Below are 20,477 nucleotides of genomic sequence, written 5' to 3'. Positions count from 1 at the left end.
TCGGGCGTTCGGGGGCCGAAAAAAGACCGCCGGTCGGCGGTCGGGGGGTCAGTCGCGCAGCAGGTCGTTCAGGCTGGTGGTCGAGCGCGTCTTGGCGTCGACCTTCTTCATGATGATGGCCGCATAGGTGCTGTACTTGCCGCCCGGCTTGGGCAGGTTGCCGGCCACGACGACCGAACCGGCGGGCACGCGGCCGTAGCTCACGGAGTCGGTCGCGCGGTCGTAGATCGGCGTGCTCTGGCCGATGAACACGCCCATCGACAGCACCGAGTTCTCTTCGATCACCACGCCTTCGACCACTTCGGAGCGGGCGCCGATGAAGCAGTTGTCTTCGATGATGGTCGGGCCGGCCTGCAACGGCTCCAGCACGCCGCCGATGCCAACGCCGCCCGACAGGTGGCAGTTGGCGCCGATCTGCGCGCAGGAACCGACGGTGGCCCAGGTGTCGACCATGGTGCCTTCGCCCACGTAGGCGCCGATGTTCACGTAGCTGGGCATCAGGATCGCGCCCTTGGCGATGTAGCTGCCACGGCGTGCCACGGCCGGCGGCACGATGCGCACGCCGGCTTCCTTCAGTTCGGCGGCCGACAGGTGCGAGAACTTGGTCTGTACCTTGTCGTAGAAGCCCAGCGAGCCGGCCTGGATCTGCTCGTTGTCCTTCAGGCGGAACGACAGCAGCACCGCCTTCTTGATCCACTGGTGCACGGTCCACTGGCCGACCGATTCGCGGGTGGCCACGCGCAGCTTGCCGTTGTTGAGTTCGGAGATCACGTGCTCCACCGCTTCGCGCACCTCGGCGGAGGCCTGGGCGGGCGAGAGGTTGGCGCGGTCTTCCCACGCGGCGTCGATGGTCTGCTGGAGTTGTTGGGTCATGAAAGGGCTCGGTTCTGGATGAAATCAACGATGCGGCGGGCGGCTTCGGTGCACTCGTCGGTGCCGGCCACGAGGGCCATGCGGACGCGGCCCCGGCCTGGGTTTTCACCGCCGACCTCGCGCGCCAGGAAGCTGCCGGGCAGCACCGTCACATTGTATTGAGCGTAGAGCGCGCGGGCGAAGGCTTGGTCGTCGCCGTTCCACGCGGCGGGCACGCCGGCCCACAGGTAGAAGGCCGCGTCGGGCAGGCGCACGTCCATCACGGCTTCGAGCATCGGCGTGACGGCGGCGAACTTGGCGCGGTACATCGCCCGGTTCTCGACCACATGCGCCTCGTCGCCCCAGGCCGCGATGCTGGCGGCCGCCACCGCGCCGCCCATGGCGCTGCCGTGGTAGGTGCGGTAGAGCAGGAAGGCCTTGATGATCTCGGCGTCGCCCGCCACAAAGCCGCTGCGCAGGCCCGGCACGTTGCTGCGCTTGGACAGCGAGGTGAGCGCAATCAGGTTCTTGAAGTCGCTCCGGCCGAGCTTGGCGGCGGCTTCCAGCCCGCTGAGCGGCGGCTCGTCGCGGAAGTAGATCTCGCTGTAGCACTCGTCGGCCGCAATCACGAAACCGAAGCGGTCCGACAGCGCAAAGAGCTTCTTCCATTCGTCCAGCGCCATCACGGCGCCGGTCGGGTTGCCGGGCGAACAGACGAACACCAGTTGCGTGCGTTCCCAGATCGCCTCGGGCACGCTGTCCCAGTCGACGGCGAAATTGCGCGACGGCACGCTGGGAACGTAATACGGCTCGGCGCCCGAGAGCAGGGCCGTGCCTTCGTAGATTTGATAGAAAGGGTTGGGCGAAACCACCACCGGCGCGGGGGTCTTGGTGCCGTCGACCACCGTTTGCGCCAGCGAAAACAGCGCTTCGCGCGAGCCGTTGACCGGCAGCACCTGCGTGGCCGGGTCCAGTTGCAGGGCGTAGCGGCGCTGCAGCCAGTCGGTGAAGGCGGTGCGCAGCTTCAGGTTGCCGGCCGTGGCAGGGTAGGCCGCCAAGGTCGACATGCTGGCGGCCAGCGCTTCCTTGATGAAGTCCGGCGTGGCGTGCTTGGGTTCGCCGATGCCCAGGCTGACGGGGGCGAAATCGGCGTTGGGCTTGACGCCCTCGAAAAGGAGCCGCAGCCGCTCGAAGGGGTAGGGCTGGAGCTTGGAAAGCAGGGGATTCATGCGCCCAATTATGAAGAAAGTCCGACTTCTACCGATCTGATGCCTGCTCGTGATCGCCAGTGCCACCCACCTGTTCATATGATCAGGTATGGCCATGGGGCCTCAGGGAAGGAAGAACATGGGCAACAAGCCCCCGAGATCGCGCTCCGCGCGACAAGAAGATCGCATTGACAACTGGCATGTGAGCCGGCCCGCCAGTCGCGGCAGGCGATTTGCTGGTGTCGTGATCGACCAAGCTTTGGTGTTCTCTACGTTTTGGCTACTGACAAAGTCTACGTTGTGGGGTAGCTGGGATCTGGACTCTGGAGCCAACCCGTGGCAACCCCATTTTGATCACGCGTATCTGGGCTTCGTCATCTTCTGGGGCATGCAGGGATATCTGCTTTTCACCCGGAATCAGACCGTTGGCAAGTGGTTGCTCAACATGCGCATCGCTCGACCCGATGGTTCGCATGTGTCGGGCATTCGGATATTTGCACGCTACGGCTTCAGCCTGATGGCGTCGCTTGTTCCTGTGTGGTCTTTGCTGATCAATTGCCTCGTCGACCCTGTTTTTATCTTCGGCGCCTCACGCCGTTGTCTGCACGATGAAATCGCGGACACCGTCGTGCTTGAGATCCGACGTCCTGCCTGACCCGAACACACATTTCGCGACCCAGCACCGGTTGCAGCCGCTTTTACAGGGAATAAGAACTATGACCATGGACATGAGCTTGGGCTTTTTTGTGTTGATCTACGCTTGGGTGACCAAGAAGATCGATGATTTCAGCAACCACTTCATGCACAGCGCCATGTCCGCGGTTGCCGCCGTTGTTCTGGTGCTGTTCACAGCCTGGATCATGGTGCAGGGCTTTCGCATTCTGACGGGCCAATCGCGCGAGCCGATGATGGGCTTGGTGGTCAACGCCAGCCGCACGACCCTCATCCTGATCGCCGCCTCCACGATGGCTTTGGGGGGCTCCAGTATCCAGACCTTCTTCACCGACACCTTGGCCTCGGGCATCAATGGCCTTGTCACGGGGAACGACGACTCGCCGGCGAAGGTGATCGACAAGAATTTGGCCTATACGGCGGTGGCGATGGGCGCCATCGAGGGCGCGCAGGGGCTCAACGCCAGCAACAGCGCCGACAACGTGGCGGCCGCGGGCCGTGCCTCGCTGATCGCCATGCTGGGCGTGGCCGGCCCGCCGATGACGGCGGCGGCTTTGCTGCTGACCTACAAGGTGGCGTTGGCCTTGTTCATCGGGCTAGGGCCGATTTTCATCATCTGCCTGATCTTCAAGGTCACCGAGTCGATGTTCTGGCGCTGGCTGAACTACGGGCTAGGCACCTTGTTCTCATTGGCGGTGCTCAGTTTTATGGTTTCGCTCGTGTTGGATCTGACACTGCGGGTGGCCGCGGCGCTATGGGCGGGCAATGCGATCATGGCCTTGCTCGACCAGCAAGGCGGTGCTGGGCTGACCAATCAGGCGATGCAGCAAGGGGGTATTGGCCTCCTGATGACGGTGCTGCTGGTCACCGCGCCGGCGATGGCGGGGAGTTTCTTCGGGGGGACGTTGGGGCAGTTCCAGCCGTTCTCGCAAATGGGTGGCGCATCGCAACCGGGCACGCAAGGGCCTGCAGGGCAGGCGCCAGGGTCGTATCAGCAGCAAACGACCCACACGACGCAAACGGCCCCTCCCGATGAGGCGGGCCGCGGCCCACTTGGCGGCGCCCGCACTGCAGGCGTCCCCTCTCCCCCTCCGATCGACGCAGTGAAGAGGAGCTAACCATGTCAACACATCTCTTGCGTAGTTTGCTCGTGATTGGCCTGTGGCTGCTGGGAACTGGGGTGGGCCATGCAGAAGGGAGTTGCCCTCCGGGTATGTACCCAAACAACCCTGGTAGCACGAGCGGGGTGAATGGTTGCAACCCCATTCCAAGCTATGGAAATCAGCAGGCGCCGCAGCCACCAGCCCAGCAGTGGGAACGCAGGTGGGGAGCAATTGCGACGGACGGGCCTCAAGGCGCCTTGGGCGTAGCCACCGACAAGCAAAGCAAGCGAGAAGCGTCACGGGTGGCCATGCAGGATTGCCAGTCGAAGGGTGGAGTGAATTGCAGGATTGACATTGCGTACGACAACCAGTGCGCGGTGGTTGTCGTCGGCGACGGTGGGTACAACGTACCGAATGCCCCCACAGCGGACGAAGCCGTTGAGATGGGCATGAAGACATGTCGCAGTGCTGGACGTATCAACTGCCATGTTTACTACTCCGCCTGCAGCTTACCAGTGCGAATTAGGTAAACGGCCATGAAACGCCTCGTTGCCACTACGCTCCTTATTTTTTTCACCCTCACGCTCCCCGCTTGCGGACAGTCCATGAAAAAACCCGATATCAAACTCAATCCGCATCCCAAGATGCGTTATGAATTGACGCTGACCATTCATGATGCCCCCGGGCCGTTTGAATCCGTCACGGGGTTCATGCAGTACGAGGTGCAGAACGAGCAAGAGTGCGTCCCAGCGGATGCCATCAGCGGACACCACCAGCGTCTGTCCAGTGACCCCGACATCGAGTTAAGGCGCGTCGGCGTCAGTCAAACTTACAAGGGCACGGTCTATCTGGATTGGGTGCAGGACGGCGACTACTACGGATTGGGAGTGTGTCGCTGGAAGATGGTCGGCTTCTCGGGCGTGATGAAGGCAGGCGACGTGACCTTCAATCCGTTTATTTCGGGCGACCAGATCGCGACACAGCAGTCAAAGACTGAATTCTTCGCCAAGAAGATCTACGGGGAAAAAATCGAAGCGTCCCAAGCTCCTGTTCCGGACGAGTTGCGCACGACGCCCGGGTTGCATGTTGGTGGAGTGGCGTATTCCGAATGGATTGCCCAACAACCTGAAAAGTTCTTCTCCACCACCCTGAGCGCCAAGGAGGATTTCCAATGAGCATCGACGCCAACGAATATGCGCGCCTGTCCAACGATTCGTACAACGATCGCTCCCAAGAGAAGAATTCCAACAAGACGGTCCCCATCGGAGGCATCGACTACAAGATTCTCGACGTTACCAATGACCCCAAAACGGGTTATCAGGGCACGGCCTACCAGCGCATGGACACCGGCGAAGTTGTCATTGCCCACCGGGGCACTGAACCGGACGCCAAGGACATTAAGGCCGACGCAGGCATGGTCTTCAACGGACGTAACAGCCAACTCGACGGTGCTGTGGCGTTTACGGAAAGGGCCATGGCAAGAGCGCGGGAAACTCAGCCCAATTTTGCCGAGCCCATTGCTGTCTCCATCACCGGCCACTCCCTGGGTGGCACGCTGGCCGAGATCACGGCGGCCAAGTACAGCTTGCATGCCGAAACCTTCAACGCTTACGGCCCAAAGGATTTGAGCCACTTGAAGCGCTATGGCGTCGACGTGCATGCTCAGCATTCGAATATCGTCAACCATGTGCGTGCCACCGACGTGGTCGGCGCCGGCGCGCCGCACTTGGGACAGGTAAAGATTTATGCCGCGCAGCAGGACATCGAAAGTCTCCGCCATGGCCGCTATATCGGGGGCTCGCAGCTGCCGAGCAATCCGCTGTTGGCGGCGGACGTTGCAGCTCACTCGATCACGAATTTCCTGCCAGGTAACGAAGCACTGGGCGAGTCGGTTATGAACGCGGCCAACGAGGCGCGCGCGCGTGCCCATGCCGGTCCCATCGCGCACTACCGCTATGACGTGATGAAGGGGCGGATCGACTTGCGCACGGTGGCGGACCATAGCCTGCCGCCGATCCCGATCCCGATCCCGATCCCGATCCCGACCGCGAGCGGTCTGCGGCTGGGTGTGCAGGCGGCGGATGCAGCCAGCACGGTGGCGGCAGAGAAGGCAACGCAAGCTATGTTGTCGGGTGCACAGGCGGTCGGATACGGCGCACAGGCTGTCGGCGATGCCACGGGACGGGCCTACGACGCCACAAGCACCGCGGTCGTCCACGCAGCCAAAGCGACTGGCAAGGCCGTCGCTTCAGGCGCACAGGCGGCCAGCCACGCGGCCGAGCGAGCCTACGATGCAACGCGCGAATCGGTGATCACGGGTACCCAGCGGGCAGGGCAAGCACTGCAGGAGAGCGGCCAAAAGATCCGCGATGACGCCTCCCGTTCCGTGGGCAAGCTCACCCGTCCGTGGCTCCACAGCCAGACAGAGGCAGCCCCGCTCTTGAGCCAGCCAGAGCATCCTGGCAACGGGTTCTATAAGCAGTCGCTTGCCGGCTTAGAGAAAATCAATGCCGAGCGCGGCATTCCCTCTGATCACCGCACCTGCAATGCCGCTGGCACCTTGGCTGCCGGAGCTTGTCAATCCGGCTTCAAGCAGATCGACCACGTGGCGCTGAATGAAGACGGCAGCAAGCTCATTGCGGTGCAAGGTACGCTTGGTTCGGCGCATTCCAAGGTGATCGACGTGGACACGATGGTGGCGCTGAACACGCCCTTGGCGCAGAGTTCGCAAGCCTTCGCCGATGCGCGCAATCAGCAACAGAACCAGCGATTGCAGCAGGCAAATCAGCTTGTCCAGACGCAGGCTGCGCCGGTTCTGTCTTGAGGATGGTCGTTGGCCGCTCCGGCCTGCTCAGGTGCCGCTGCGCCGGTAGAACGCGAGCGACCCGGCCAGCGCCAGCAGCATCGCGCCGCAGGTGCGGTCGATCCAGCGGGCCGCGGCGGCTGTCAGCAGGCGCATCGCCCGCGCACCGACGAAGGCATAGACCAGCATGACGGCTGCATCGAGCGAGGCGAACAGCACGGCGATGATGGCGTACTGCATGCCTTGTGCGGCCGCCGGGTCGATGAACTGCGGCATCAGCGCCGAGCAGAACAGGTAGCCCTTGGGGTTGGTGACCGCCACCAGGAAGGACTTGAGGAAAACCTTGCGGCCTTCCTTGGGCATGCCCGCAACCGGCTCGCCTGCATTGGCCTGCGGCGCGTCGAAGCTGCGCCCTTTGGAGCGCAGCATGCGAACGCCGAGCCAGGCAAGGTACACGGCGCCCACCCACTTGAGCATGGAGAACCAGAACTCCGAGGCGGCTAGCAGCGCGCCCAGGCCGAGCGCCACCGCGCCGACCAGGACGAAGTCGGACAGCGCGGCACCCAGAATGCCCGGCAGCGCACCGCGCACGCCGCGCCGCGAGCCGTTGCTCAATGCCAGCAGCACGGTCGGGCCGGGCGTGGCAATCGCGGCCAGTGCAACGATGGAGAACAGCAGGGCGGTGGCGAGCGTCATGGCGGCAGGCGTCCTTTTTTCAGGTTCAGATTTTCTTGACCAGGACCTGGCTCTTGCGGTCCCAGTTGTACTTTTTCTTGCGCGCCTCGGGCAGCCAGTCGGGGTCGACCAGCACGAAGCCTCGCTTGATGAACCAGTGCATGGTGCGGGTGGTCAGCACGAAGATGCTGTCCAGGCCCATCGCGCGGGCGCGCTGCTCCACGCGCTTCAAGATGCGTTCGCCGTCGCCCTGCGCCTGCGAGTGCGGCGACACCGTAAGCGCGGCCATCTCGGCCGTTTTCGCCTCGGGGTACGGGTAGAGCGCCGCGCAGCCGAAGATCACGCCGTCGTGCTCGATCACGGTGTACTGATTGACGTCGCGCTCGATCTCGGTGCGGCTGCGCTTGACCAGCGTGCCGTCGCGCTCGAAGGGCTCGATCAGCTGCAGGATGCCGCCGATGTCGTCGGCCGTCGCCTCGCGCAGCGACTCGAGCTTCTCGTCGATCACCATCGTGCCGATGCCGTCGTGCACATACACCTCGAGCAGCAGCGAGCCATCGACCGCGAAAGGGAGGATGTGGTTGCGCTCCACGCCGGCTTCGCAGGCCTTCACGCAGTGCTGCAGGTAGAAGGCGGTGTCGGTCGGGCGTTGTGCCGGTGGCAACGTGGCGAGCAGCTTGCGCGCGGCGTCCAGCGGCAGCTCGGTGTCGATCGGGTTGTCTTCGCTCTCGGGCAGCTCGCTGTCCATGCGGATGCCGGGAATCTCGGTCAAGAAGATCAGCTTGTCGGCCTGGATCGAGATCGCCACGCTGGTCGCGACTTCTTCCATCGTCAGGTTGAAGGCCTCGCCGGTCGGCGAGAAACCGAAGGGCGACATCAGCACCATCGCGCCGAAATCCAGCGTGCGGCGGATGCCCGACGCATCGACCTTGCGCACCAGCCCCGAATGCTTGAAGTCGACGCCGTCGATCACGCCGACCGGGCGGGCGGTGATGAAGTTGCCGGAGATCATGCGCACCGTCGAGCCGGCCATCGGCGTGTTCGGCAGGCCTTGGCTGAAGGCGGCCTCGATCTCGTAGCGCAGCTGGCCGGCGGCCTCCTGCGCCGAGTCGAGTGCCACCTCGTCGGTGATGCGCATGCCGTGCGAGTACTTCGCCTCATGGCCCTTGGCGCGCAGCTGTTCGTTCACCTGCGGGCGGAAGCCGTGCACCAGCACGACCTTGACGCCCATTGACTGGATCAGCGCCAGGTCCTGCGCGATGTTCTGCAGCTTGCCCGCGGCGATCGCCTCGCCGGTCAGCCCCACCACGAAGGTCTTGCCGCGATGCGTGTGGATGTACGGCGCGACGGAGCGGAACCAGGGGACGAAGGTGAAGTTGAAGACAGTGGACATGCGGGCAGGGTGGCAGGGGTCGGGCGGCGCACCGGCGGGGGCGGGCGGGGATAATTCGCGATTCTCTCCGATGTGCCCCGTGCCCGACCGCCTGTCTTGTCCGCTACCGACCACCCCACGCCGCCCCAGATCGCGCTGAAGATCGAATTTCCCGAGTCGCTGCCCGTTTCCGCGCGGCGCGACGAGATCGCCGAGGCCATTTCGGCGAACCAGGTCGTCATCGTCTGTGGCGAAACCGGCTCGGGCAAGACCACCCAGTTGCCCAAGATCGCGCTGTTGCTCGGCCGCGGCAAGCTGAACAAGCCGCCGGGGCAGGGCAAGCTGATCGGCCACACGCAACCTCGGCGCATCGCGGCCAGTTCGGTCGCCAAGCGCATCGCCGAGGAGCTGAAGACGCCGCTGGGCGAGGTGGTCGGCTTCAAGGTGCGGTTTCAAGACCGGCTGAGCCGCGACGCCTCGGTCAAGCTGATGACCGACGGCATCCTGCTGGCCGAGACGCAGACCGACCCGCTGCTCAAGGCCTACGACACGATCATCATCGACGAGGCCCACGAGCGCTCGCTGAACATCGACTTCCTGCTGGGCTACCTGCGCGAGATCCTGCCGCGCCGGCCGGACCTGAAGGTGATCGTGACCTCGGCGACCATCGATGCGGACCGCTTCGCCACGCACTTCGCGTCGCGCAACGGCCCTGCGCCCATCATCTACGTCTCGGGCCGCACCTTCCCGGTCGAGCAGCGCTACCGGCCCTTCGAGGAATCCCGCGAGCACGACCTCAATGACGCCATCGCCGATGGCGTCGACGAACTGTGGCGCGACCCGCACAACGGCGGCGACATCCTGGTCTTCCTACCCGGCGAGCGAGAGATCCGCGAAGCGGCCGATCACCTGCGCAAGCATTTGGCGCAGCAGCCGGTGATGCGCAACGCCGAGGTGCTGCCGCTGTTCGCGCGCCTCTCGCCCGCCGAGCAGGACCGCATCTTCGAAGGCCACACCGGCCGCCGCGTGGTGCTCGCCACCAACGTCGCCGAGACTTCGCTGACGGTGCCCGGCACGCGCTACGTGATCGACACCGGCACGGCACGGGTCAAGCGCTATTCCTTCCGCAGCAAGGTCGAGCAGCTGCTGGTCGAGCCGATCAGCCAGGCCGCCGCCAACCAGCGCGCCGGCCGCTGCGGCCGCGTGGCCAACGGCATCTGCATTCGGCTCTACGACGAGAAAGACTTCCTCGGGCGGCCGCGCTTCACCGATCCGGAAATCCTGCGCTCGTCGCTGGCCGGCGTCATCCTGCGGATGAAGTCGCTGCACCTGGGCGACGTGGCGCGCTTCCCGTTCCTGGAAGCGCCCGCGCCGCGTGCGATCGCCGACGGCTACCAACTGCTCAACGAACTGGGCGCGGTCGACGATGCCAACGAATTGACCGCCATCGGCCAGGAGCTGGCCAAGCTGCCGCTCGACCCGCGTGTGGGCCGAATGATCCTGGAAGCGCGTTCGCGCGGTGCGCTGGAAGAAGTGCTGGTCATCGCCTCGGCCCTGTCGGTGCAGGACGTGCGCGACCGCCCGATGGAAGCGCAGCAGCAGGCCGACCAGGCGCATGCCAAGTTCGACGACGACAAGAGCGAGTTCAGCGGCTACCTCACGCTGTGGAAATGGATCGCCGACGCGCGTGGCGGCAACGCCCCGCAGACGCGGCGCGAACTGCACGGCGATCCGAAGAAGCGCGCCAACGCCGCATTCCTGCCTATCGCACAGCGCACGGTTTCGGCAGCGCCGGAACCCATCGCCGACGCACTGCCCACGCACAAGATCAGCAACCGCCAGTACGAGCAGCTGCTGCGGCAGAACTTCGTCAACGTACGCCGTTTGCGCGAATGGCGCGACATCCATTCGCAGCTGCTCACGGTCGTCACCGAGCACAAGTGGCAGCTCAACCGTCAGCCGGCCAGCTACGAGGCATTGCACCTGTCGATGCTGGCGGGCCTGCTCGGCAACGTCGGCTGGAAGATGGAAGATGACGAGGCCTACCTCGGGGCGCGCGGCATCAAGTTCTACCGGCATCCCGGCGCGCACCTGCGCAAGAAGCCGGGTCGCTGGATCGTCGCGGCCGAGCTGGTCGAGACCACGCGGCTCTTCGGCCGCGGCATCGCCAACATCGAACCGCAGTGGCTGGAAGAGGTCGCCGGGCATCTGCTGAAGAGGCAGTTGCTCGACCCGCACTGGGAGAAGAAGGGCGCGCAGGTCACGGCGCTGGAGCGAGCCACGCTCTATGGTCTGGTGGTCTACAGCGGACGCCGGGTCGACTTCACCAAGGTCGACCCGGTCGCGGCGCGCGAGATCTTCATCCGCGAGGCGCTGGTCGGCGGACAGTGGGAGAGCAAGTACCCCTTCCTCGCGGCCAACCGCAAGTTGGTGAAGGAGGTCGAGGGCCTGGAGCACAAGGCGCGCCGGCAGGACGTGCTGGTCGACGACGAGCTGATCTACGCCTTCTACGACGCGCAACTGCCGCCCGATGCGGCCAGCGGCGCGGCCTTCGAGCATTGGTACAAGGAGCAGTCACGCGCCCAGCCACGGCTGCTGTACCTGACGCGCGACGAGCTGATGCGTCACCAGGCGGCCGGCATCACGACGCAATCCTTCCCCCCGACCATCCGCCTGGGCGGCGTCGACTGCGCGGCCACCTACCTGCACGAACCCGGCGACGCAAAGGACGGCCTGACCGTCACCGTGCCGCTCTTCGTGCTGAACCAGGTGAGCGAGGAGCGCTGTGAATGGCTGGTGACCGGCATGCTCAAGGACAAGATCCAGGCGCTGCTCAAGAGCCTGCCGCAGCGCCCGCGCTCGCGGCTGGTGCCGCTGCCGGAGTCTGCCTCGAAGCTGGCCGAAGCGCTGTCGGTGCCCGAGCTCTTCGGTGCCGGCTCGCTGACCGACGTGTTGCTCAAGCGCGTGCGGGCGCAGACCAGCATCGATGTGCTGCGCGCCGATTTCAAGCTCGACATGCTGCCGCCCCACCTGTTCATGAACCTGCGCGTGGTGGACGAAACCGGCCGCCAGCTCGGCATGGGCCGCAACCTCGGCGCGCTGAAGGCCGAGCTCGGCACGCAGGCGCGTGGGGCCTTCCAGGCGCTGGCGGGGCTCAACGTGCGGGCGGCACCGGCGGCTGCGCCCACCGCTGCCGATGCGCCCAAAGCCGCGAATGTGCCGCTTCCCGCATCGGCCGCGCCATCGGCACCCGCGTTGCCGGCAGGCGCGCGGTACACGGCGTGGACGTTCGGGGAACTGCCCGAGCTGATGGAAGTGCGCCGTGGCGCGCAGTCGCTCATCGGCTTCCCGGCGCTGGTAGATGGCGGCGACGCCGTGAGCATCGAGGTCTTCGACGAGCCCGCCGTGGCGGCCGCCAAGCACCGAGCGGGCCTTCGCCGCTTGTTCGCGCTGCAGATCAAGGATGCGCTGAAGTACCTCGAAAAGAACATCCCCGACCTGCAGAAGATGGCCGTGGCGTACATGCCGCTGGGCACCGCCGACGAGTTGCGCACGCAGATCGTCGACGTCGCGCTCGACCGTGCTTTCCTGCAGGAGCCGTTGCCGACCGACGAGTTCGCCTTCAAGAAGCGGATCGAGGAAGGCCGCGGGCGGCTCACCCTGATCGCCAACGAGGTGGCGCGGCTGGCTGGCGTGATTCTGGTGGACTACGCCATCGCGGTACGCAAGATCAAGGACACGAAGGTCCAGCCCGAGGCCACCGCCGATGCAGCGCAGCAATTGCAGCGCCTGGTGGGCAAGCGCTTCATCGCGGACACGCCATGGCCGCAGTTGCAGCACTTCGCGCGCTATCTGAAGGCGATCACCGCGCGCCTGGACAAGCTGCGCGCCGACCCGGCCCGCGATGCCGCCAAGCTGGCCGAGCTGCGGCCGCAGGAACAGCGCTACTGGCGCCTGGTGGCCGAACGCAAGGGCGTGGTGGACGAGCGCATGCTCGAATTCCGCTGGCTGCTGGAGGAACTGCGCGTGAGCTTCTTCGCCCAGGAACTGCGCACCCCGCAGCCGGTGAGCGTCAAGCGCCTGGACAAGGCCTGGGCCCAGTTGCAGGCATGAACGTGGCCCCCACGTTCGCTCACTGCGTGTAGCTCTCTGCCCCCCGGAGGGGGCGCTTCATGCCTTGAGGCGGCCCGGCGGCATGAAAAAGCCCGCCGAAGCGGGCTTGTGGTGCGGCGGCGTGGGCTATATGCGGCCCATGACCAATAGCACGATGACGACCAGCACGACCAGACCCAGGCCACCGCTCGGGCCATAGCCCCAGCTGCGGCTATGGCCCCAGGTCGGCAGGGCACCGATCAACAGCAGGATCAGGATGACCAGGAGAATCAGCGAGAGGGACATGGAATATCTCCAAAGAGCGTTGCAAGAGCCCTGATATTCGGCACTCATGCCGCCGCAGTTCGAGAGAAAGCAGGCCCATCCGTGGTCAGGGCTTGCCGACGCGCGTTGTCAGAGCTTCGCCAGTCGCTCCAACGCCTGGTTCAGCGTCTCGTCCTTTTTGGCGAAGCAGAAGCGCACCACGCGCTGGTCGAAACCATTGCCGTAGAACGCCGACAGCGGGATGGCGGCGACCCCGATTTCGCGGGTCAGCCACTGGCAGAAGTCGGCTTCGCCGAGCTCGCTCACGGCACCGATGTCGACACATTGGAAGTAGGTACCGGCGCTGGGCAGCAGCTTGAAGCGGGTCCGGGCCAGGCCGGCGGCGAACAGGTCGCGCTTGCGCTGGTAAAAGGCCGGCAGTTCCAGGTACGGCGCGGGGTCGGCCATGTAGCTGGCCAGCGCATGCTGCATCGGTGTGTTGACGGTGAACACGTTGAACTGGTGCACCTTGCGGAACTCGGCGGTGAGCGCGGCCGGCGCCGCCACGGTGCCGACCTTCCAGCCGGTCACGTGGTAGGTCTTGCCGAAGCTGCCGACGATGAAGCTGCGCGCGGCCAGGCCCGGGTAGCGGGCTGCGCTTTCGTGCGGGGCGCCGTCGAACACCATGTGCTCGTAGACCTCGTCGCTGATCACCAGCACGTCGGTCGGCGCAAGCAACGCTTCCAGAGCACGCATCTCGGCCGCCGTCCACACGGTCGCGCTCGGGTTGTGCGGCGTGTTGACGACGATGGCCCGCGTCTTGGGTGAGAGGGCGGCGCCGATCTTCGCGAAATCCGGCCGGAAGGTGCCCGGTGTGAGCGGCACCCGCACCACGACGCCGCCGGCCAGTTCGATGTTGGGCACGTAGCTGTCGTAGCAGGGCTCGAGCACGACGACCTCATCCCCCGGCCGCACGATGGCGAGCACGGCGGTGATGATGGCTTGCGTGGCGCCGGCGGTCACGGTGATCTCGCTTGCGGGGTCGTAGCGCCGACCGTACAGGGCCTCGATCTTGGCCGCCATCGCCTCGCGCAGCGGCAGGATGCCGGGCATCGGCGGGTACTGGTTGTGGCCGGCCACCATGGCGGCATGCACATCCTCCAGCAGCTTCGGGTCGCAGCCGAAGTCCGGGAAACCCTGCCCGAGGTTGACCGCGTTCGTCTCGGCCGCCAGGGCCGACATCACGGTGAAGATGGTGGTGCCCATCGCCGGGAACTTGCTGGCGAGCGCGGGGGTGCGGGGTGTCGAGGGAACGGTGCTCATGGTGTGTGCGCGAAGACGAAGGAAATACGCGAAGGGAAGACGGGTCTAGAGCTCGTAATCCTGCTGCTGGCCGCTGAGCGCCTTGGCGATCAGGTTGCGGTCGAGCCGGTCGCTCAGCAACTCGGCAAACTTGAAGACGAAGTTGCGCAGGTAGGCGCTGCGTTTGAAGGCGATGCGCGCGATGTTCTGGCCGAAGATGTGGCCCATGGGCTTGACCACCAGGTCATCGTTCGTGCTGTCGCGCACCGCCATCTCGGCCACGATGCCGACGCCCAGCCCGAGGCGCACATAGGTCTTGATGACGTCGGAGTCGATCGCTTCGAGCGCAATGCGCGGCGTCAGCTTCTTCTGCGCAAAGGCATGGTCGATGCGCGTCCGCCCAGTGAAGGACGGGTGGTAGGTGATGATCGGCTCGGTCGCCAGGTCTTCCAGCGACACGCGCTCCTTGCCCGCCAGCGGGTGGTCCTTGGGCAGCACCAGCACGTGCTGCCATTCGTAGCAGGGCAGGGTGACCAGCTCGGCGTAGTCCGCGAGCGATTCGGTGGCGATGCCGATCTCGGCCACCTCGTCGATCAGCATGCGCGCCACCTGGTCCGGCGAGCCCTGGTGCAGGCTCACATTGACCTTTGGGTAGGCCTCGCGCAGCTTGGCCACCGGCACCGGCAGCACGTAGCGCGCCTGGGTGTGGGTGGTGGCGATCGACAGGGTGCCGCTGTCCTGGGCGCTGAACTGCTCGCCGATGCGCTTGAGGTTGCCCACCTCGCGCATGATCAGCTCGATGCTGGCGATGACGTGCTGGCCGGGCTCGGTCACGCGCTTGAGGCGCTTGCCGTGGCGGGCGAAGATCTCGACGCCGAGCTCTTCCTCGAGTTCGATGATGGCTTTCGACACGCCGGGCTGCGAGGTGTGCAGTGCCTTGGCGGCTTCGGTGAGATTCAGGTTCCGCCGCACCGCTTCCTGCACGAACTTGAACTGGTGGAGATTCATAACAAATTCCGTCTTATTGCGGTCTTCATTATGCCTTCTCGGTCTATCGATCTGCTTGAAGGTCAACTGCGCAGTGCAATATCCGCCAACAGATCGATGACCTCCGGGGTCTCGCCCACGGTGGGCACCAGAGAAAACACGACATCCGGGTGCGCGGTGCGCAGCGCCTCGACCAGCTGTGGAAGATCTTCGCGCACATGCTTGCCCATGCCGAGGAACAGCGGCACCACGCGCAAGGCGCGTGCACCGTTGGCGATCAGGCGCCCGGCTGCGGTGGGCAGATCGGGTTCGACCAGCTCGAGGTAGGCGCAAGCGACGGGCACCTCCGGCCGGCGCGTCGTCATGCGGCGCGCGACGGCCTCGACGGGCTCGCGCCAGCGCGCATCGCGCGAGCCATGGGCGAAGAGGATGACGGCGAACGGCGCTTCGTTCACAGCGCTAGCGTCTCAGCACCAGCCACCCGAAGGCGCCCAGCGACAGGATGGTGTAGATCAGCCCCGGTGCCGCCGCCGTGAGCCAGGGCATCCAGTTGCTCAGGTTGCCGATGTAGCCGAAGACGTTGTTGAGCAGGAAGAAGCTGATGCCGATAAGCACACCGCCGAACACATAGCTCGTCACACCGCTCTGGCGGAAATGCAGGTAGGCGAAGGGCAGGGCCAGCACCACCATCACCAGGCAGGACAGCGGATAGAACACCTTGCGCCAGAACTGGATCTCGTAGCGCTGGGCGGTCTGGCCGTTGGCTTCCAGGTGGCGGATGTATTCGAACAGGTCCAGCGTGCGCATGCGGTCGGGCTTGAGCAGCGCGACCGAGACCATTTCGCTGGTCACGCTGGTCGGCCAGCGGTATTCCGTCACATGGGTGGTTACCACCTGTGCCTTGTCGCTGGCACGCGTGTCGTACTTCTGATGCTCGGCATTGCTCAGGATCCAGGCGCCGTCGACGATGCGCGCGGTGCTGCCCAGCGTCTGCGACGCCACGAAGCCCCTGCCGTCGAACTCGAAGATGCGCGGACTGGTCAAGGTGCCGTCGCGGCTCATCGCCGCTACGTTCACCGCATAGGACATGTCGCCCTGACGTTCCTTGAGCCAGGCGCCGGTGGTGCCGACGGTGGCCAGCACATCGCCCCGGAAGCGCGCCTTGAGTACCTGTGCGCTGCGGTCCGCTGCCGGCGCCAGGTAGTCGCCAACCGCGAAGGTCAGCAGCACGAAGCCCGCGCCCAGCAGCAGCAGCGAGCGCAAGGCCCGCCAAGGCCCCAGCCCGCTGGTGCGCAGGATGGTGTACTCCGAGCTCTGCGCCAGTCGCGCCATCACGAAGATGGTGCCGATCAGCACCGTGATGGGGAGCAGCTCGTAGAGGTGGCTGGGGATCAGCAGCGCCACATAGGCCAGGGCCTGCGGTGCGCCGTAGCCGAGGCTGTCGGGGCGGCCGATGTCGCTGAGCTCGTCGACGAAGTCGAAGAAGAAGAAGAGGGCGAGGAAGCCGAGCGTGACGAAAGCCACGGCCTTCAGCACCTCGCTGTAGATCAAACGGCGGATGGTTCTCACGCGCGGGTCACCGAAGCACGGAGCGATGCGGTCGGTCGAGCCCGCCGCAGTCCCCAGTTGTGGTTGCGCTTGAGCAGCCACAGGCTGCTGGCCACGAAGATGCCGCCATGCAGCGCGAGCAGGAAGGTGCCCATGCCGACGCGACCGGAGCCGATCCAGTTCTGGCCCAGGTTCAGCAGGTTGAAGTACACGACGAACGCGAACAGCGCCAGCAGCAGGTTGCCGCTGCGGCCGACACGCGGATTCACGTTGGACAGCGTCAGTGCCAGAAGCACGAAGTTGATCCCGGCAAACAGCAGCCCGATGCGCCAGCCCAGTTCACCGAGGTTCGGTGGCGTGCGGTCGGCCAGCAGCTTCATCGTCGGGCGGGCACGCAGCGGCGTGGCGTCGGTGGCCGCGGCGATGTCGCTGCCGACCTTGGTGCCGTAGCTTTCGAACTCGCTGATCTTCAGCGTCTTCTCGTCGAGCGAGCGCTCCAGGCGCTGGCCGTTGGTGAGCATCAGGTAGCGCGTCTCGCCGACACTCTCGACCCGTCCGCTGCGCGCCGAGGTGACGATCTGCAGATTGCGCTCGATCGAGGAGATGAAGACGTTGGACGCGGTCGCGGCATCGGGCGTGTCCTTGTCGATGAAGAACACGCGGTTGCGGCCGGCGGATTCGCGGAACTCGCCCGGCGCGATGCGCTCGAGGTCGCCCCGGCGCTCGTACTGCTCGCGCATGCCCTGGGTCTGCGAGTTGGCCCACGGCCAGCCCACCAGCGCGAGCACCGCGATCATCAGGAGCACCGGCCAGGCGAAGCGGAACAGCGGGCGCACGAAGTCGAGCAGGCCGCGGCCGCTGGAGAACCAGATCACCATCTCGCTGTCACGGTACATCCGCGACAGTGTGCCCACGATGGCCACGAAGAGGCTCAGGCTGAGGATGGTCGGCATGTAGCCGAGCACCGTGTAGGCCATCACCAGCAGCACGTCCGAGGGGTTGACGCTGCCTTTGGAGGCGAGGCCGAGCGTGCGGATCAACATCATCGTCATCACGATGGTGACCAGGACCACGAGCGTGGCTCCGAAGCTGCGCGACAGCTCCTTGCGCAAAGAGGAATGGAATAACATCGTCGAGCGAAAGAAAAGGATTATGGACTTTCAACTCAAGACCCTCAGCACCGCCCAGGCGGCCACCGAAAAGACCGATGCATTGATCGTGCTGGTCACCGATGGTGCAAAGGCCCCGGCGCCTTCCAAGTCCGATGCACTGGCCACGGCCATCGACGCGGCTCGCAAGGCCGGCGACCTGCCGAGCAAGGCGGGCAAGCTGCTCGCGCTGTATCGGCCCGCCGGCGTGACTGCCCCGCGCGTGCTGCTGGTCGGCACCGGCGACGGCTCGGCCGGCGCGGTGCGCACCGCCGTCGGCGCGGCGATCCAGGCGACGAAGGCCGCCAGCGCGAAACGGGTCACGCTGCTGCTGGCCGATGGCGTGAACGCCGGCGCGCTGCGCGCCGCGGTGCTCGCCGCCGCCGATGCCAGTTATGTCTACACGACGACGAAGCCCAAGGCCGAGGCCCGGAGCATCCGACAACTCGTGGTCGGGGTGGCCGATGCGACGGCGGCCAAGGCCGCCTTCGCCGAGGCGAGCGCCACCGTCGCTGGTATCGAGCTGGCCAAGGAGTGGGGCAACCGCCCCGGCAACCATTGCACGCCGACGTTGCTGGCGGGCGCGGCGCAGGAACTCGGCGCCCTGCCGCGCATCCAGTGCGAAGTGCTGGGCCCGAAGGAGGTCGCGAAGCTGGGCATGGGCGCTTTCGCGGCGGTCTCCCAGGGCTCGTCGGAGCCGCTGCGCTTCATCGTGCTGCGCTACCAAGGCGGGCCCAAGGACCAGGCACCGGTCGTGCTGGTCGGCAAGGGCATCACCTTCGACACCGGCGGTGTCTCGCTCAAGCCGGCCACCGAGATGGACGAAATGAAGTTCGACATGTGCGGCGCGGCCAGCGTGCTGGGCGTGTTCCGCGCGCTGGGCGAGATCAAGCCGGCGATCAATGTGGTCGGCCTGATTCCGACCTGCGAGAACATGAACGACGGCAAGGCGCTCAAGCCCGGGGACGTCGTGACCAGCATGAGCGGCCAGACCATCGAGGTGCTCAACACCGATGCCGAAGGCCGGCTCATCCTGTGCGATGCGTTGACCTATGCCAAGCGCTTCTCGCCGGCCGCCGTGATCGACATCGCGACGCTGACCGGTGCCTGCGTCGTCGCCCTGGGTGCCGTGCGCAGCGGCCTGTTCTCCGCCGACGAATCGCTGGCCGCCGCGCTGAGCGCTGCCGGCGACCAGGCGCAAGACCTCTGCTGGCGCCTGCCGCTGGACGACGAATACGGTGAAGGCCTGAAGAGCAACTTCGCCGACATGGCCAACATCGCCGGCCGCGCCGGCGGCGCCGTCACCGCCGCAAAGTTCCTGCAGCGTTTCGCCACCGATTTCCCCTGGGCCCACCTCGACATCGCCGGCACGGCATGGAAGAGTGGCGGCGCCAAGGGCTCCACTGGACGGCCGGTGGGCCTGCTGCTGACCTACCTGTTGGCGCGCGCGGCCGAGGGGTCAAGCGCAGCCACCGCAGCACCCCGCAAGGGTGCACGCAAGGCGCGCGCGACGACGTGACCGAGATCGACTTCCACTTCAACACGCCCGACAAGGTGAACTACGCCTGCCGGCTGCTGCGCAAGGCGGTGGTGGCGCGCGGGGCGCGTGTGGTGGTGGTCGCCGACCCGTCGACCATCGAGGCGATCGACACGGCACTCTGGCAGTTCTCCGCCGTCGACTTCATCGCCCATTGCCGCGCCAGCGCCGAACCGGCGGTGCTCTCGCGCTCGCCGGTGGTGCTGATGGACGGGCCCGGCGCAGCGCTGCCGCACCAGCAGGTGCTGCTCAATCTGGATGCCCCGGTGCCGAGCGGCTTCGAGCGTTTCGAGCGTCTGATCGACATCGTGACCGACGACGAGGCGGACCGGCACGACGCGCGGGTGCGCTGGCGCCATTACGCCGACCGGGGCTACGCCATCACCCGGCATCAATTCCAGGGGAGTGCGGGCCGATGAACGCGCCGCGCACGCCGCCGCGCTTCGTGCCGACGCTCACCACGGTGCTGGAACCGGCGGACGACGAGGTCGCGCCGACGCCCTCTGCAGACGGCGAACCGTCGCCCAACACCGCGGTGGTCGAGGTGGCCGAGCCGGCAGCACCCACCGCGGTGGTCGAACTGCCGTCGGCGCCTGCCGCGCCGGACCTGCGTGGCGCGGTGGCGCTCGACCCGGCCACACGCCTCAGCGAACTGGAAAGCTTCACGCTTGAAGAGCAGTTGCTCCATCGGGTGCTGCAGCGGGTCGACCTCCAGCTCGAGGAGCGGCTCAGCGACGTGGTGGCGGCGGCCGTGCAGGCCCAGCTGGATGAAATGGTGCCGCGGCTGCGCGAGGAAATCGAGGGCGTTCTTCGCACGCTGGTGACCGAGGCGCTGGCCCAGGAGCTGCAGGAAAAACCCGGGTCCAACCCACCCGGAACACCCCCGTCCTTCGGCTAAACTGCGCCCGGTTCAA

At 65.8% G+C, this 20,477-nt stretch carries 19 protein-coding genes; 9 read left to right on the top strand and 10 right to left on the bottom strand.

What is annotated here, in order from left to right:
• Positions 1-48 precede the first annotated feature (48 nt).
• Together dapD and dapC are read right to left on the bottom strand one after the other, a co-directional pair.
• Complete coding sequence (dapD, locus tag ACSFBE_RS03440; protein WP_068632812.1) at positions 49-873, bottom strand: 2,3,4,5-tetrahydropyridine-2,6-dicarboxylate N-succinyltransferase; 825 nt, start codon at positions 871-873, stop codon at positions 49-51.
• Positions 870-2,081 carry a succinyldiaminopimelate transaminase gene (dapC, locus tag ACSFBE_RS03435; protein WP_435488977.1) on the bottom strand — a complete coding sequence of 404 codons (1,212 nt, stop codon included), beginning with the start codon at positions 2,079-2,081 and terminating at the stop codon, positions 870-872. The genes dapD and dapC overlap by 4 nt, the downstream gene beginning before the upstream one ends.
• A 118-nt stretch (positions 2,082-2,199) precedes the next feature.
• Here dapC and ACSFBE_RS03430 point away from each other — a divergent pair, with 118 nt between their 5' ends.
• The 5 genes from ACSFBE_RS03430 (at position 2,200) to ACSFBE_RS03410 (ending at position 6,659) form a co-directional block, all read left to right on the top strand.
• Entirely contained in the window at positions 2,200-2,715 is a 516-nt protein-coding gene (locus ACSFBE_RS03430; RefSeq protein WP_435488976.1) for an RDD family protein, read from the top strand.
• Positions 2,716-2,782: 67 nt separating this feature from the next.
• Positions 2,783-3,850, top strand: coding sequence for a TrbL/VirB6 family protein (locus ACSFBE_RS03425; RefSeq protein ID WP_435488975.1), 1,068 nt, complete (start codon positions 2,783-2,785; stop codon positions 3,848-3,850).
• Between the two features lie 2 nt (positions 3,851-3,852).
• On the top strand, positions 3,853-4,365 hold the full coding sequence (locus tag ACSFBE_RS03420; RefSeq protein ID WP_435488974.1) for a DUF4189 domain-containing protein: 513 nt from the start codon (positions 3,853-3,855) through the stop codon (positions 4,363-4,365).
• 75 nt (positions 4,366-4,440) lie between these two features.
• Positions 4,441-5,010, top strand: coding sequence for a hypothetical protein (locus ACSFBE_RS03415; RefSeq protein ID WP_435488973.1), 570 nt, complete (start codon positions 4,441-4,443; stop codon positions 5,008-5,010).
• Positions 5,007-6,659, top strand: coding sequence for an XVIPCD domain-containing protein (locus tag ACSFBE_RS03410; protein WP_435488972.1), 1,653 nt, complete (start codon positions 5,007-5,009; stop codon positions 6,657-6,659). Before ACSFBE_RS03415 ends, ACSFBE_RS03410 begins: the two co-directional genes overlap by 4 nt.
• A 27-nt stretch (positions 6,660-6,686) precedes the next feature.
• On the opposite strand, the gene ACSFBE_RS03405 is transcribed toward ACSFBE_RS03410, so the two are convergent.
• Together ACSFBE_RS03405 and argA are read right to left on the bottom strand one after the other, a co-directional pair.
• Positions 6,687-7,334: a LysE family translocator gene (locus tag ACSFBE_RS03405; RefSeq protein WP_435488971.1), complete on the bottom strand. Its 648-nt coding sequence runs from the start codon at positions 7,332-7,334 to the stop codon at positions 6,687-6,689.
• A 25-nt stretch (positions 7,335-7,359) separates the two neighbouring features.
• Positions 7,360-8,706: an amino-acid N-acetyltransferase gene (gene argA, locus ACSFBE_RS03400; RefSeq protein WP_435488970.1), complete on the bottom strand. Its 1,347-nt coding sequence runs from the start codon at positions 8,704-8,706 to the stop codon at positions 7,360-7,362.
• A 96-nt stretch (positions 8,707-8,802) separates the two neighbouring features.
• On the opposite strand from argA, the gene hrpA reads away from it, so the two are divergent.
• Positions 8,803-12,798 carry an ATP-dependent RNA helicase HrpA gene (gene hrpA / locus ACSFBE_RS03395; protein WP_435488969.1) on the top strand — a complete coding sequence of 1,332 codons (3,996 nt, stop codon included), beginning with the start codon at positions 8,803-8,805 and terminating at the stop codon, positions 12,796-12,798.
• 126 nt (positions 12,799-12,924) lie between these two features.
• On the opposite strand, the gene ACSFBE_RS03390 is transcribed toward hrpA, so the two are convergent.
• The 6 genes from ACSFBE_RS03390 to lptF all read right to left on the bottom strand — a co-directional run bounded on the left by ACSFBE_RS03390 (position 12,925) and on the right by lptF (position 18,008).
• On the bottom strand, positions 12,925-13,083 hold the full coding sequence (locus ACSFBE_RS03390) for a DUF3309 family protein (protein ID WP_435488968.1): 159 nt from the start codon (positions 13,081-13,083) through the stop codon (positions 12,925-12,927).
• A 108-nt stretch (positions 13,084-13,191) separates the two neighbouring features.
• Entirely contained in the window at positions 13,192-14,364 is a 1,173-nt protein-coding gene (locus tag ACSFBE_RS03385) for a pyridoxal phosphate-dependent aminotransferase (protein WP_435488967.1), read from the bottom strand.
• A 45-nt stretch (positions 14,365-14,409) separates the two neighbouring features.
• Positions 14,410-15,351 carry a CysB family HTH-type transcriptional regulator gene (locus tag ACSFBE_RS03380; protein WP_435488966.1) on the bottom strand — a complete coding sequence of 314 codons (942 nt, stop codon included), beginning with the start codon at positions 15,349-15,351 and terminating at the stop codon, positions 14,410-14,412.
• 62 nt (positions 15,352-15,413) lie between these two features.
• Positions 15,414-15,785, bottom strand: a complete 372-nt coding sequence (locus tag ACSFBE_RS03375; RefSeq protein WP_435488965.1) for a sirohydrochlorin chelatase — start codon at positions 15,783-15,785, stop codon at positions 15,414-15,416.
• Between the two features lie 4 nt (positions 15,786-15,789).
• The gene (lptG, locus tag ACSFBE_RS03370; protein ID WP_435488964.1) at positions 15,790-16,899 is read right to left on the bottom strand and encodes an LPS export ABC transporter permease LptG; all 1,110 of its coding nucleotides are present in this window, start codon (positions 16,897-16,899) and stop codon (positions 15,790-15,792) included.
• Positions 16,896-18,008 carry an LPS export ABC transporter permease LptF gene (lptF, locus tag ACSFBE_RS03365; protein ID WP_435488963.1) on the bottom strand — a complete coding sequence of 371 codons (1,113 nt, stop codon included), beginning with the start codon at positions 18,006-18,008 and terminating at the stop codon, positions 16,896-16,898. The genes lptG and lptF overlap by 4 nt, the downstream gene beginning before the upstream one ends.
• Positions 18,009-18,030: 22 nt before the next feature.
• On the opposite strand from lptF, the gene ACSFBE_RS03360 reads away from it, so the two are divergent.
• Genes ACSFBE_RS03360 through ACSFBE_RS03350 form a run of 3 tightly spaced genes read left to right on the top strand, consistent with a single transcriptional unit; the run spans position 18,031 to position 20,461 of the window.
• Entirely contained in the window at positions 18,031-19,545 is a 1,515-nt protein-coding gene (locus ACSFBE_RS03360) for a leucyl aminopeptidase (protein ID WP_435488962.1), read from the top strand.
• On the top strand, positions 19,542-19,982 hold the full coding sequence (locus ACSFBE_RS03355) for a DNA polymerase III subunit chi (protein WP_435488961.1): 441 nt from the start codon (positions 19,542-19,544) through the stop codon (positions 19,980-19,982). The genes ACSFBE_RS03360 and ACSFBE_RS03355 overlap by 4 nt, the downstream gene beginning before the upstream one ends.
• A complete protein-coding gene (locus ACSFBE_RS03350) occupies positions 19,979-20,461 on the top strand; it encodes a hypothetical protein (RefSeq protein ID WP_435488960.1) in 483 nt (160 codons plus the stop codon). The genes ACSFBE_RS03355 and ACSFBE_RS03350 overlap by 4 nt, the downstream gene beginning before the upstream one ends.
• Positions 20,462-20,477 lie beyond the last annotated feature (16 nt).

The sequence above is a fragment of the Variovorax sucrosi genome, from assembly GCF_051216635.1.
GTDB lineage: Bacteria > Pseudomonadota > Gammaproteobacteria > Burkholderiales > Burkholderiaceae_C > Variovorax.
This window is presented reverse-complemented; position numbering and strand designations above follow the sequence as displayed.